This window comes from Herbaspirillum rubrisubalbicans, from assembly GCF_003719195.1.
Classification (GTDB): Bacteria; Pseudomonadota; Gammaproteobacteria; order Burkholderiales; family Burkholderiaceae_D; genus Herbaspirillum; species Herbaspirillum rubrisubalbicans.
The window spans coordinates 1,491,630-1,504,344 of record NZ_CP024996.1 but is presented as its reverse complement, the minus strand read 5'-3'; the positions used below and the strand labels follow the sequence as shown (position 1 = coordinate 1,504,344).

General features: G+C 64.7%; 12 protein-coding genes. All 12 read left to right on the top strand.

What is annotated here, in order from left to right; all coding sequences use genetic code 11:
- Positions 1-2: 2 nt before the first annotated feature.
- The 12 genes from RC54_RS06660 (at position 3) to dut (ending at position 12,706) form a co-directional block, all read left to right on the top strand.
- Positions 3-1,157 carry an ABC transporter permease gene (locus tag RC54_RS06660; protein ID WP_164471194.1) on the top strand — a complete coding sequence of 385 codons (1,155 nt, stop codon included), beginning with the start codon at positions 3-5 and terminating at the stop codon, positions 1,155-1,157.
- On the top strand, positions 1,150-2,070 hold the full coding sequence (locus RC54_RS06655; protein ID WP_061790246.1) for an ABC transporter permease: 921 nt from the start codon (positions 1,150-1,152) through the stop codon (positions 2,068-2,070). The genes RC54_RS06660 and RC54_RS06655 overlap by 8 nt, the downstream gene beginning before the upstream one ends.
- Positions 2,071-2,088: 18 nt before the next feature.
- Entirely contained in the window at positions 2,089-2,784 is a 696-nt protein-coding gene (gene biuH / locus RC54_RS06650) for a biuret amidohydrolase (protein ID WP_044530929.1), read from the top strand.
- A 2-nt stretch (positions 2,785-2,786) separates the two neighbouring features.
- Entirely contained in the window at positions 2,787-4,355 is a 1,569-nt protein-coding gene (locus tag RC54_RS06645; protein ID WP_061790245.1) for an ABC transporter ATP-binding protein, read from the top strand.
- Complete coding sequence (locus tag RC54_RS06640; RefSeq protein ID WP_058894686.1) at positions 4,352-5,035, top strand: cysteine hydrolase family protein; 684 nt, start codon at positions 4,352-4,354, stop codon at positions 5,033-5,035. The genes RC54_RS06645 and RC54_RS06640 overlap by 4 nt, the downstream gene beginning before the upstream one ends.
- On the top strand, positions 5,032-5,409 hold the full coding sequence (gene hpxZ / locus RC54_RS06635) for an oxalurate catabolism protein HpxZ (RefSeq protein ID WP_058894685.1): 378 nt from the start codon (positions 5,032-5,034) through the stop codon (positions 5,407-5,409). The genes RC54_RS06640 and hpxZ overlap by 4 nt, the downstream gene beginning before the upstream one ends.
- A 32-nt stretch (positions 5,410-5,441) precedes the next feature.
- Positions 5,442-6,143, top strand: a complete 702-nt coding sequence (locus tag RC54_RS06630; RefSeq protein WP_058894684.1) for a GntR family transcriptional regulator — start codon at positions 5,442-5,444, stop codon at positions 6,141-6,143.
- Positions 6,144-6,327: 184 nt separating this feature from the next.
- Positions 6,328-7,305: a bifunctional riboflavin kinase/FAD synthetase gene (locus RC54_RS06625; RefSeq protein ID WP_061790244.1), complete on the top strand. Its 978-nt coding sequence runs from the start codon at positions 6,328-6,330 to the stop codon at positions 7,303-7,305.
- A gap of 123 nt (positions 7,306-7,428) precedes the next feature.
- Entirely contained in the window at positions 7,429-10,323 is a 2,895-nt protein-coding gene (gene ileS, locus RC54_RS06620; protein WP_058894682.1) for an isoleucine--tRNA ligase, read from the top strand.
- Between the two features lie 75 nt (positions 10,324-10,398).
- On the top strand, positions 10,399-10,914 hold the full coding sequence (lspA, locus tag RC54_RS06615; protein ID WP_058894681.1) for a signal peptidase II: 516 nt from the start codon (positions 10,399-10,401) through the stop codon (positions 10,912-10,914).
- Between the two features lie 47 nt (positions 10,915-10,961).
- Entirely contained in the window at positions 10,962-12,158 is a 1,197-nt protein-coding gene (coaBC, locus tag RC54_RS06610; RefSeq protein ID WP_061790243.1) for a bifunctional phosphopantothenoylcysteine decarboxylase/phosphopantothenate--cysteine ligase CoaBC, read from the top strand.
- Between the two features lie 98 nt (positions 12,159-12,256).
- Positions 12,257-12,706: a dUTP diphosphatase gene (gene dut, locus RC54_RS06605; protein WP_017453646.1), complete on the top strand. Its 450-nt coding sequence runs from the start codon at positions 12,257-12,259 to the stop codon at positions 12,704-12,706.
- Positions 12,707-12,715 lie beyond the last annotated feature (9 nt).

The following is a 12,715-nucleotide window of genomic DNA, read 5'->3' as shown; positions in this document are numbered from 1 at the left end:
CCATGACTACCCTCCCCGCTTCCGGCCTGGCTGCTGCGGCCACCTCGCCTGCGCTGCGGCTGCGTTCAGCCTTGCTCAACGGCGTGGCGCCGGCCGTGCCGACCTTGTGTGCATTGGCTGGCACGCTGCTGTTGTTCGTGCTGTTTTTACTGGTGCAGGGCAAGCCGGCGGGCGAGGCCTGCCTGCTGATCTTTCAGGGCGCGTTCGGCACCACGTTCGCATGGCAGAACACCTTGCAGCGCGCCGCGCCCTTGCTGTTGACGGCATTGTGCGTGGCCCTGCCGGCGCGCGTGGGCCTGATCGTCATCGGCGGCGAAGGTGCACTGGCTCTGGGTGGACTGGCCGCTGCGGTGATGCCGCAGTTGCTGCCGGTCCTGCCTTCGCTGGTGATGCTGGTGGTCATGGCCCTGGCCGCCATGCTGGCCGGTGGCCTGTGGATCGCGCTGTGCGGCGGCCTGCGCCAGTGGCGCGGGGTCAATGAGACCATCTCCAGCCTGTTGCTCTCCTACCTGGCCGTGGCGGTCTTCAAGCATCTGGTGGAAGGCCCGCTGCGCGATCCGGCCAGTCTCAACAAACCCTCCACCTTGCCACTGCCCGATGCCTACCTGGTTGGTTCGCTGCCAGGAATGGAAGTGCATTGGGGATTGGTCTGGGGCGCCTTGGCCTGTCTGGCGGCCTGGGTCTTGCTGCGCCATAGCGTGCTGGGATTCGCCATGGGCGTGGTCGGCGGCAATGTGCGCACGGCCCGGCTGGTGGGCCTGCCGGTCAACCGTCTCATCCTCACCGCCTGCGCGCTGGGCGGCGCCGCGGCCGGCCTGGCCGGCATGTTCGAGGTCAGCGCCGTGCAGGGCAGCGCCACCAGTGCGCTGCTGGCGGGCTATGGCTTCTCGGGCATCCTGGTGGCCTTTGCGGCGCGCCAGAATCCGCTGGCCATCATCGTCTGCGCGATCGTCATCGGTGGCGTGGAAGCTAGCGGCAGCCTGCTGCAACGGCGGCTGGACCTGCCGGACGCCACCACGCTGGTGCTGCAGGGCCTGCTGTTCTGCAATCTGCTGGCCTGGGAAGCCATCACCGGCCGCCTGGCGGCATTGAAACTGCGCTGGCAGACCAAGGCACAAGTGCAAGTCATTCCTGCCAAGGAGGCCGGCCATGCATGACATCGATCTGACCACCCTGCTGCTGGCGCTCTTTGCCGGTGCGATCCGCGTGGGCACGCCCTTTCTCTTCGTCAGCCTGGGCGAGTGCCTGACCGAAAAAGGCGGGCGCGTGAACCTGGGGCTGGAAGGCATCCTGGTGTGCGGCGCCATGACCGGCTATGCCGCTTCCTTCTATACCGGCTCGGCCTGGCTGGGCGTGCTGGCGGCGGGTTGTTCGGGCTTGCTGCTGGGGGTGCTGCATGGGGTGGTGTGTTCGCTGCCACGGGTCAACGACATCGCCTTCGGCATTGCACTGATGCTGCTGGGCACCGGGCTGGCCTTCTTCCTCGGCAAGCCCTTCATCCAGCCGCAGGCCGCCATGCTGCCCGCCATCGACCTGGGGGCGTGGAGCAGCAACGAGCGCCTGCATCATGCCTTGCAGATCAATGCGCTGTTCTTCCTCGGCGTGGCGCTGGCACTGCTGCTGCAATGGGGCCTGGCCGCCACGCGCTGGGGGCTGGCCTTGCGGCTGGTGGGCGATCATGCCGAAACCGCGCGCGCGCTCGGCTATCACCTCACCGGCATTCGTATCGCGGCCACTGCGGCGGGCGGCTTCCTGGCGGCCGTCGGCGGCGCCTATCTCTCGCTGTACTACCCCGGCAGTTGGAACGAGGGACTCTCCAGCGGCCAGGGCCTGATGGCCGTGGCCCTGGTGATCTTCGTGCGCTGGCAGCCATGGCGCTGCCTGCTGGCGGCACTCCTGTTCGGTGCCGCCGGGGCGCTGGGCCCGGCCTTGCAGGCGGTAGGCGTGACGTCCGGCTACTACCTGTTCAATGCCGCACCGTATGCCTTGACGCTGTTGATCATGATCCTCACCTGCCGCCCCGACCGCACCCTCTCGGCGGCACCGGGCGAGTTGAGCCTGACCCGATAAATCCACCAAGGAGCAAGCATGTCCGCACTCTACATCCAGGCCGAACCCTATCCCTGGCCCTATGACGGCGCACTGACCCCGGCCAATACCGCACTCATCGTCATCGACATGCAGACCGACTTCTGCGGCATCGGCGGCTACGTCGACAAGATGGGCTACGACCTGTCATTGACGCGCGCTCCCATCGAGCCGATCAAGACAGTGCTGGCCGCCATGCGCGCCGGGGGCTATACCATCATCCATACCCGCGAAGGCCACCGTCCCGATCTCTCCGACCTGCCCGCCAACAAGCGCTGGCGTTCGCGCCAGATCGGTACCGATGGCGTGGGCATCGGTGACGCTGGTCCGTGTGGCCGCATCCTGGTGCGGGGTGAACCGGGCTGGGAAATCATTCCCGAACTGGCCCCCATCGCCGGCGAGATCATCATCGACAAACCCGGCAAGGGTTCCTTCTGCGCCACCGACCTGGAAATGATTCTGCACACGCGTGGCATCCGCAACATCGTGCTGACCGGCATCACCACCGACGTCTGCGTGCACACCACCATGCGCGAAGCCAATGACCGCGGCTTCGAATGCGTGATGCTGTCGGACTGCTGTGGCGCGACCGACTACAGCAACCACCTGGCAGCGCTGTCCATGATCAAGATGCAGGGCGGCGTGTTCGGTGCCGTCTCCGATTCGGCGGCACTGATCGATGTGATCGGGGCCTGATCATGCACGCCCTTGAGCTGGAGATCCTCAATGCCGGCAAGTCCTTCGGCAGCTTCCGCGCCCTCGATGAGGTTTCGCTGAAGGTGCGCGCCGGCACCATCCATGCGCTTCTAGGTGAGAATGGCGCGGGCAAGAGCACGCTGGTCAAAGGGCTGGTCGGCTATAGCCCGCTCGATCAGGGCAGCATCCTGGCCGACCGCCGCGAGGTGGACATCCGCAGCGCACGCCTGCCACACCAGCTCGGCATCGGCATGGTCTACCAGCACTTCACGCTGGCGCCCAGCCTGACGGTGGCCGAGAACCTGCTGCTGGCGCGTGGCGACCTGCCCTGGCGCATCCGCTGGGGCAGCGAACGCGCGGTACTGGAAGAATTCATGGCGCGGATGCCCTTCAAGCTGGCCACCGAACGCCTGGTGAGTAGCCTCTCGGCCGGCGAAAAGCAGAAGCTGGAAATCCTCAAGCAACTCTACCTGCGCCGCCGCTTCCTGATCCTCGATGAACCGACCTCGGTGCTGACTCCACAGGAAGCCGACGAAGTGCTGGGCCTGATGCACGCCTTGACGCGCCAGCAAGAGCTCACCGTGCTGATGATCACCCATAAGTTCAACGAAGTGAGCGCCTATGCCGACGATGTGACGGTGCTGCGCAAGGGGCGACTGGTGGCCAGCGCCAAGGTGGCCGAAACCAGCCCCGATGCCCTCGCCCATTGGATGATGGGCCATGCACGTGAAGAAAAATTAGCGGTGGCCCGTGCTGCCGTGCCGCCACAGGCGGCCATCGGGCTGGAGGTGAAGGATCTTACCGTCAACAATGATCGCGGCGTGGCTGCCGTGCGCGCCCTGTCGCTGCAGGTGAAGCATGGCGAGATCGTCGGCCTGGCCGGCATCTCCGGCAATGGCCAGAAGGAACTGGTGGAAGCCCTGCTGGGCCAGCGGCGCCACCTGCTGGGCCAGATCCGGGTGGAGGGCGCGCCCTACGCCGCCACCCGTGAAGAGATGCGGCGTCTGCGCGTCTTTGCGCTGCCGGAAGAACCGCTGCGCAATGCCTGCATCCCCGGCATGAGCGTGGCCGAGAACATGGCCTTGCGTCATTTCGACGTGGCGCCCTTCAAGCGCGGCGGCTGGCGCATTGACCGCGGCGCCATGAAACGCCAGGCGCAAGCGCTGATCGCCGCCTTCAACGTCAAGCCACCGGTGCCGGAACGCCCCATCGGCACGCTCTCCGGCGGCAACGTGCAGCGTGCCGTGCTGGCGCGCGAGCTGGGCGAGGAAGACCTGGACGGTGCGGCCAATGTGCTCATCGTCGCCAATCCGGTCTTCGGGCTGGACTTCGCCTCGGTGGCCGACATCCACGCCCGCCTGCTGCAAGCCCGCGCACGTGGCGCAGCGGTGCTGCTGGTGAGCGAAGACCTGGATGAATTGCTGGAACTGTCCGACCGCATCCTGGTGATGACCGAGGGCCGCATCGTGCATGTGGCGCAGGACGTGGCCACGCAAGGTGCCGACCGCGCCGCCCTGGGCCGCTGGATGGCCGGACATCACGATCAACCTGCTCACGCCGAGGCCGCATGATCCATATCGACGCACTCCCCTATCCCTATCAATTCCATCCGCGCAGCACGGCGCTGGTGGTGATCGACATGCAGCGCGACTTCGTCGAAGAAGGCGGTTTCGGTAGTGCGCTGGGCAATGACGTGCGGCCGCTGGGCGCCATCGTGCCGACCGTCGCCGCCCTGCTCACGCTGGCGCGCGCGCATCAGATGCTGGTGGTGCATACGCGTGAGTCGCACCTGCCCGATCTATCCGACTGCCCGCGCGCCAAGCGCCTGCGCGGCAATCCGACGCTGGGCATCGGCGACGTCGGGCCGATGGGCCGCATCCTGGTGCGCGGCGAGCCGGGCAACCAGATCCTGCCGCAACTGGCGCCCATCGAGGGCGAGATCGTCATCGACAAGCCCGGCAAGGGCGCCTTCTACGCCACCGACCTGCACGCGCAATTGCTGGAACGCGGCATCACCCATCTGCTGATCGCGGGCGTGACCACCGAGGTCTGCGTGCAGACCTCGATGCGCGAAGCCAATGACCGTGGCTATGAATGCCTGGTGGTGCAAGACGCCTGCGCCAGTTATTTCCCTGAATTCCATCGCGCCACGCTCGACATGCTCACTGCCCAGAGCGGCATCGTCGGCTGGCGGGCGCCGTTGGCGCAATTGCAGAGCGCCATGGCCGCCTATGCCGGAGACCACCCATGATGCAAGTGAACCTGCCCCACATCGTGGCCGAGGTCGAACAAGCCTTTGCCGATTACGAATACGCCCTGCTCATCAATGACATCCCGGCGCTGGACCGCTGGTTCTGGTACGCCCCCGAAACGGTGCGCTATGGCGTGGGCGAAGTGCTGCTGGGCGGCCAGGCGATCCGCCAGTACCGCAAGACCTGCACGCCGGTGCCGGCCTCGCGCAAGCTGCAGCGTACCGTTGTCACCACCTTCGGCAGCGACTATGCTACGGTCTCCACCGAATTCACCGACCACACTTCGGAGCGTATCGGCCGCCAGATGCAGACCTGGGTGCGCATGGACCAAGGCTGGCGCATCGTCGCCGCCCATGTCAGCCTGATGGCATGAGTCCCGCCCCACCGAACCAGAATACCCGCACCATGACCGTCACCGTCGCCAACCCGCTCGCCGAACAGGTCTATCACCGGATCAAGGACGACATCTTCAGCTTCCGCCTGCTGCCGGGCGACAATTTCACCGAGACCGAGATGGCCCAGCGCCAGGGTGTCTCGCGCACGCCGCTGCGCGATGCGCTGTTCCGGCTACAGCGCGAGGGCTACCTGGAGGTGGGTTTCAGGCGCGGCTGGAAGGTCTGTCCGATCGACTTCGACCGCCTCGACAATCTCTACGACCTGCGCATCGTGCTGGAGATGGCGGCACTGGACAAACTGTGCAGCCAGCAGCAAGCCACGGCCGCACTGGAGCAGTTGAATGCCATCTGGCTGGTCGAGCCCGAAGCGCGCGAAGCCGACGCCGTCCGGGTGGCCGAACTGGATGAAGCCTTCCACACCAATCTGGTAGCTGCGGCCGGCAACCAGGAAATGACCCGGGTGCATACCGAGGTCACCGAAAAGATCCGCATCGTGCGCCGTCTGGACTTCCTCAAGAAAAAGCGCATCGAGGCCACCTACGAGGAGCACGGCAAGATCCTGCAACTGATCGCCAAGCGCAAGTCCACCGAAGCCCAGATCCTGCTGCGCGCCCACATTACGCAAAGCAAGCTGGAAGTCAGAAAGATCACTATCTGGATGCTGGCTGAGGCACGCCAGTGGCAGGAGCCCGAGGCGGCGGCGGCCCGCTGAAGCTGCCTGGAAGAATCCTTCATATGAAGGATTGCCAACATTTCCCTCTGGAAATGTGAAAAACTGCGCTGGATATCCGCGTCCAGCGCCTTGATCGCCGCGATCCTGCCACCAAATCAAGGAAAGCCTCCGAAACCATTTATAATGGAAGGCTTTTGCAACAGCGCATCTTTCCAGCGGCTCAATGAAGGTATTTCGCGGACTTCCTACAGCCGAATCGCGCGCCCCGTGCGCGCTGACCATCGGCAATTTCGACGGCGTGCATCTGGGCCACCAGGCCTTGCTGGCGCGCGTGCGCGAGGCCGCCGGCACACTGGGGCTGGACGCGGCGGTGATGACCTTCGAACCGCATCCGCGAGAATTCTTCGCCCAACTGGCCGGTACTCCCGAACGCGCCCCGGCGCGCATCGCCAACCTGCGCGACAAGCTCGAAGCACTGGCCAACTCCGGTATCGACCGCGTGGTGGTGGAGCACTTCGGCAGCCACTTCGCCGCCCTCTCCCCGCAGGACTTCATCGAGAAGATCCTGGTCCAGGGCCTGCACGTGCGCTGGCTGATGGTGGGTGACGACTTCTGCTTCGGTGCGCGCCGCGCCGGCACCCTGGCCACCCTGGTCGAGGCCGGCCAACACTACGGTTTCGCGGTTCATGCACTGCCCACGGTGACCAATGCCGGCGTGCGCATTTCGTCATCGGCCGTGCGCGAGGCGCTGGCAGCGGCCGATTTCGAGCTGTCGCGCCAGTTGCTGGGCCATCCCTATGTCATCAGCGGGCGCGTGGTGCACGGCAAGAAGCTGGGCCGCACCATCGGCTTCCCCACCCTGAACATGCGCGTAGGCCACAAGCGCCCGGCCTTGTCGGGCATCTTCGTGGTGCAGGTGCATGGGTTGGCCGACCATCCTCTGCCGGCCGTGGCCAGCCTGGGGGTGCGCCCGACGGTGAACGACAGCGGCCGCGTGCTGCTGGAAACCCATCTGCTGGATTTCCAGGGCGACTGCTACGGCAAGCTGGTGCGGGTGGAATTCCTCAAGAAGCTGCGCGATGAAGAAAAGTACGTCGATCTGCCCACGCTGACCACCGCCATCGCACGCGATGTCGACCATGCTCGCGCCTGGTTCCGCGAAAACGCCGGCTTCGCGGTCTCGGCCACCGACCGAATTTGAACGCTGGGCGGCTGCCGGAGCCCCGCTCCCGCAGCCGTCCAGCCGCCCCTTCCTGCATTTCGCCAGCGTGCATCTTGCCGCGCGCGGCTCCTGAATCAACCTGCATTCAACGAAAGTCTTGTCATGTCCAACAACGAATCCTCCGCCAAGCCAGGCAAACCGGAAAAAGCCGGCAAGGCCCCTTCCAAGTACCCGGTCAACATGACCGAGACCGCCTTCCCCATGCGCGGCGACCTCGCCAAGCGCGAGCCGCAATGGGTCAAGGAATGGCAGGAAAAGAAGGTCTACCAGCGCATCCGCAAGGCCTCGGCCGGTCGCCCCAAGTTCATCCTGCATGATGGTCCGCCGTATGCCAACGGTGACATCCACATCGGCCACGCCGTCAACAAGATCTTGAAGGACACCATCGTCAAGGCGCGCAACATGGCCGGCTTCGACGCCCAATACGTGCCGGGCTGGGATTGCCACGGGATGCCCATCGAGATCCAGATCGAAAAACAGTTCGGCAAGAACCTGCCGGTGGCCGAGGTGCAGGCCAAGGCACGCACCTATGCGGGCGAACAGATCGAACGCCAGAAGGCCGACTTCATCCGCCTGGGCGTGCTGGGTGAGTGGGACAACCCCTACAAGACCATGAACTTCTCCAACGAAGCCGATGAGCTGCGCGCCCTCGGCAAGATCCTGGAGAAGGGCTACGTCTATCGCGGTTTAAAGCCCGTGAACTGGTGCTTCGACTGCGGCTCGGCGCTGGCCGAAGCCGAGGTCGAATATCAGGACAAGCGCGACCCGGCCATCGACGTCGGCTTCCCCTTCGCCGAACATGACAAGGTCGCCACCGCCTTCGGCCTGACCGAGCTGCCGACCCGCAACGGCTACATCGTCATCTGGACCACCACGCCCTGGACCATCCCGGCCAACCAGGCGCTGAACGTGCATCCCGAATTCGACTACGCGCTGGTCGAGACCACCCGCAATGGCGAAGCCACCCTGCTGATCCTGGCCAAGGATCTGGTGGCCTCCTGCCTGGAACGCTTCGGCCTGGAAGGCAAGGTCATCGCCACCACCACCGGCGAGAAGCTCTCGCTGATCCGCTTCCACCATCCGCTGGCCAAGGCCGATGCCGGTTATGACCGTCTCTCGCCGGTATTCCTGGGCGAGTATGTGACCGCCGACAGCGGCACCGGCATCGTGCACTCGTCGCCAGCCTACGGTATCGAAGACTTCATCTCCTGCAAGGCGCACGGGATGAAGGATGACGACATCCTCAACCCGGTCATGGGCGATGGCCGCTATGCCTCCTGGCTGCCGCTGTTTGCCGGACTCACCATCTGGGAAGCCTCCAAGCCCATCTGTGACAAGCTCGCCGAAATGGGTTCGCTGTTCAAGCTGGTCATGTTCAGCCACAGCTACATGCACTGCTGGCGCCACAAGAGCCCGATCATCTATCGCGCTACCTCGCAATGGTTCGCCAGCATGGACAACACGCCCAAGGATGGCGGCCCCAGCCTGCGCCAGACTGCGCTGCAAGGCATCGAGGACACCGCCTTCTTCCCCGGCTGGGGCAAGGCGCGCCTGCACGGCATGATCGCCAACCGTCCAGACTGGACGCTGTCGCGCCAGCGCCAGTGGGGCGTGCCGATGGCCTTCTTCGTGCACAAGGAAACGGGTGAATTGCACCCGCGCACGCCGGAGCTGATCGAACAGGTCGCCCAGCGCATCGAGAAGAGCGGCATCGAAGCCTGGCAGGCACTGGACCCCAAGGAATTGCTGGGCGCGGACGCCGAGCACTACGTCAAGAACCGCGACACGCTGGACGTCTGGTTCGATTCCGGCACCACCCACCAGACCGTGCTGCGCGGCTCGCACGCACAGCAGTCGCAATTCCCGGCCGACCTCTACCTGGAAGGTTCGGACCAGCACCGTGGCTGGTTCCACTCGTCGCTCTTGACCTCCTCCATGTTGAATGGCCGCGCGCCCTACAAGGCCCTGCTCACGCACGGCTTCGTGGTCGATGGCGAGGGCAAGAAGATGTCCAAGTCCAAGGGCAACGTGGTGGCCCCGCAAAAGGTCTCGGATTCGCTGGGTGCAGAAATCCTGCGCCTGTGGGTGGCCTCGACCGACTATTCGGGCGAGCTGTCGATCTCGGATGAAATCTTGAAGCGCGTGGTGGAAGCCTACCGCCGCATCCGCAACACCCTGCGCTTCCTGCTGGCCAACACGTCCGACTTCGACCCGACGCAACATGCCGTGCCGGTGGCCGAGATGCTGGAAATCGACCGCTATGCGATCGCCAACATGGCGCGCCTGCAAGCGGAGGTGCTGGCGCACTTCGAGACCTATGAATTCCACCCGGTGGTGGCCAAGCTGCAGATGTACTGCTCGGAAGACCTGGGCGGCTTCTACCTGGACATCCTCAAGGACCGCCTCTACACCAGCGGCGTGGAGTCGGCGGCACGCCGCTCGGCCCAGAGCGCCGTGTGGCACATCACGCAGTCGCTGCTGCGCCTGATGGCACCGATCCTGTCCTTCACCGCCGAAGAAGCCTGGCGCTACTTCGCCAGCAAGGAAGCCTATGAGGCCAGCGGCGAAACCATCTTCTCGCAGGTCTATTACACCCTGCCGGAAGTGGCTGACGCGGATGCCCTGCTGTCCAAGTTCGCGGTGCTGCATGAAGTGCGCGCAGCGGTGACCAAGCAACTGGAAGAAGTGCGTATTGCCGGCAGCATCGGTTCTTCCCTGCAGGCCGAGGTGGAACTGAAGGTGTCGGGCGAGAAGGCGGCCCTGCTGGAGAGCCTGGGCGACGATCTGAAGTTCGTGCTCATCACCTCGGCTGCGCGTGTTACGCCAGTGGCCACGGCGGAAGAGGAAGCCGTGGTGGTCACCCCCTCGACGCACCAGAAATGTGAACGCTGCTGGCACTATCGCGCCGATGTCGGGTCTCATGCCGACCATCCTGGCCTGTGCGGCCGCTGCTACAGCAATCTGTTCGGCCAGGGCGAACCACGTCAATTCGCCTGATCCGGGCAAAGACGGCCTTGCAAGCTGCCCGCTGCGCTGTTCTGCAGCGGGCAGCCCACTCCAACAAGAACATCCATGGCAACCAAAAAGCGCTCCTCCTCTTCCGGTTCTTCGTCCTCCACGCAAGGGCTGCTGCCCTGGCTGGGCATCGCCACCATCGTGCTGCTGCTGGACCAGCTCTCCAAGATCACCATCCTGAAACTGTTCCACTATGGCGAGTCGCTGCCCATCACCGGTTTCTTCAACCTGGTGCTGGTCTACAACAAGGGGGCGGCGTTCAGCTTCCTGGCCGCCAGCGGTGGCTGGCAGCGTTATCTGTTCACTGCCATCGGCATCGGCGCCGCCATCTTCATCATCCACCTGCTACGCAGGCATCCGGGCCAGCGCATGTTCTGCTGGGCGCTGGCGCTGATCCTGGGCGGTGCGATTGGCAACGTGATCGACCGCGTGGTCTATGGTCACGTGATCGACTTCCTGGACGTGTATGTGGGCAACTGGCACTGGCCGGCCTTCAACCTGGCCGATAGTGCGATTTGCCTGGGTGCGGTATTGTTCGTCGTGGACGAACTGCGCCGGGTATCGAAGAAGTAGGGCAACACCGAACACGCCTGCGGCGCGCCGCATTCCGGGAGCAAGACATGGATCTGGCTGGCAAGAAAATCGTACTGGGACTGACCGGCGGCGTGGCCTGCTACAAGGCTGCCATGCTGGCGCGCGAACTGGGCCGCGCCGGCGCCTCGGTGCACGTGGTGATGACCGAGGGTGCGACCCACTTCATGACGGCGGTGACCATGCAGGCGTTGACCGGCAACCCGGTCTACACCGACCAATGGGACGCGCGCATGGACAACAACATGCCGCACATCAATCTCACCCGCGATGCCGATGCGGTAGTGATCGTGCCCTGTTCCACCGACTTCATCGCCAAGCTGGCCCACGGGGTGTGTGACGACCTGCTCTCGACGCTGTGCGTGGCCCGTCCGGCACGCGTGCCGCTGCTGGTGGCGCCGGCCATGAACGTGGAGATGTGGCAGAACCCGGCCACCCAGCGCAACGTGCGCCAGATCCAGGAAGACGGCATCGTGCTGCTGGGCCCGGATGCCGGTGCCCAGGCCTGCGGTGAAGTCGGCGAAGGCCGGATGCTGGAGCCGGCGCAACTGCTGGAAGACATCATCGCCGCCTTCCAGCCCAAGCTACTGGCGGGCCGTCGTGTGCTGCTGACCGCCGGGCCGACCTTCGAGCCCATCGATCCGGTACGCGGCATCACCAATCTATCCTCCGGCAAGATGGGCTATGCGATTGCCCGTGCCGCCCGTGAGGCGGGCGCCGAGGTGACCCTGGTGTCCGGCCCGACGGCACTGGAGACGCCCTACGGCGTGCACCGGGTGGACGTGCAGACGGCGCAGCAGATGTATGAGGCGGTAATGGCCCATGTGAAGGAAAAAGACCTGTTCGTGGCCGTCGCGGCCGTCGCTGACTGGCGGGTGGCCAATGCCAGCGCGCAGAAACTGAAGAAACAGGACCAACAGGACACGCCGCACCTGGAGTTCGTCCAGAACCCCGACATCCTGGCCGCGGTCGCCGCCCTGCCCCAACGTCCGTATTGCGTGGGCTTTGCAGCGGAATCGGAAAACCTGGAGCAATACGGTGCGGCCAAGCGGATCAGGAAGAATATTCCACTGCTGGTGGGCAATATCGGCCACCAGACCTTCGGCCGCGATGATAACGCCCTGATGCTGTTCGACGACCAGGGCCACAGCGCCCTGCCGCAAGCCGACAAGCAAACCCTGGCACGCCAGCTGGTGCGCGAGATTGCGCGCCGCATGAGTGCCTGAGCCACGCGGCCCGCGTCTTGCGGGCCGTGTCTTTTGTCGCCTTTAGTTTTTTGTACTCTTTCGTTTCATTTGTCTCTTTTGTACTCGACTACGCATCCATGAAGACCATCGACATCAAGATCCTCGACCCCCGCATGAAAGACCAGCTGCCGGCGTATGCCACCCCCGGCAGCGCCGGCCTGGACCTGCGGGCCTGCATCGATGCCCCGCTCACGCTGGCGCCGGGTGCCACCCACCTGGTCCCGACGGGCCTGGCCATCCACCTGGCCGATCCCAACTACGCGGCGGTGATCTTGCCGCGCAGCGGCATGGGCCACAAGCATGGCATCGTACTGGGCAACCTGGTGGGCTTGATCGATTCGGACTACCAGGGTCAGTTGATGATCTCGACATGGAACCGCGGCAGTACCGAGTTTGTCCTAAATCCCATGGAACGTCTGGCGCAGCTGGTCATCGTGCCGGTCCTGCAAGTCGGCTTCAATGTTGTGGAAGAATTCGATAGCAGCGAACGCGGCGCCGGTGGTTTCGGTAGCACAGGCAAACACTGATGGAGAACC

Excerpts from the sequence above, each read along its gene's own strand:
- RC54_RS06660 (WP_164471194.1), top strand. The coding sequence starts at position 3 with ATGACTACCCTCCCCGCTTCCGGCCTGGCTGCTGCGGCCACCTCGCCT.
- RC54_RS06655 (WP_061790246.1), top strand. The coding sequence starts at position 1,150 with ATGCATGACATCGATCTGACCACCCTGCTGCTGGCGCTCTTTGCCGGT.
- biuH (WP_044530929.1), top strand. The coding sequence starts at position 2,089 with ATGTCCGCACTCTACATCCAGGCCGAACCCTATCCCTGGCCCTATGAC.
- RC54_RS06645 (WP_061790245.1), top strand. The coding sequence starts at position 2,787 with ATGCACGCCCTTGAGCTGGAGATCCTCAATGCCGGCAAGTCCTTCGGC.
- RC54_RS06640 (WP_058894686.1), top strand. The coding sequence starts at position 4,352 with ATGATCCATATCGACGCACTCCCCTATCCCTATCAATTCCATCCGCGC.
- hpxZ (WP_058894685.1), top strand. The coding sequence starts at position 5,032 with ATGATGCAAGTGAACCTGCCCCACATCGTGGCCGAGGTCGAACAAGCC.
- RC54_RS06630 (WP_058894684.1), top strand. The coding sequence starts at position 5,442 with ATGACCGTCACCGTCGCCAACCCGCTCGCCGAACAGGTCTATCACCGG.
- RC54_RS06625 (WP_061790244.1), top strand. The coding sequence starts at position 6,328 with ATGAAGGTATTTCGCGGACTTCCTACAGCCGAATCGCGCGCCCCGTGC.
- ileS (WP_058894682.1), top strand. The coding sequence starts at position 7,429 with ATGTCCAACAACGAATCCTCCGCCAAGCCAGGCAAACCGGAAAAAGCC.
- lspA (WP_058894681.1), top strand. The coding sequence starts at position 10,399 with ATGGCAACCAAAAAGCGCTCCTCCTCTTCCGGTTCTTCGTCCTCCACG.
- coaBC (WP_061790243.1), top strand. The coding sequence starts at position 10,962 with ATGGATCTGGCTGGCAAGAAAATCGTACTGGGACTGACCGGCGGCGTG.
- dut (WP_017453646.1), top strand. The coding sequence starts at position 12,257 with ATGAAGACCATCGACATCAAGATCCTCGACCCCCGCATGAAAGACCAG.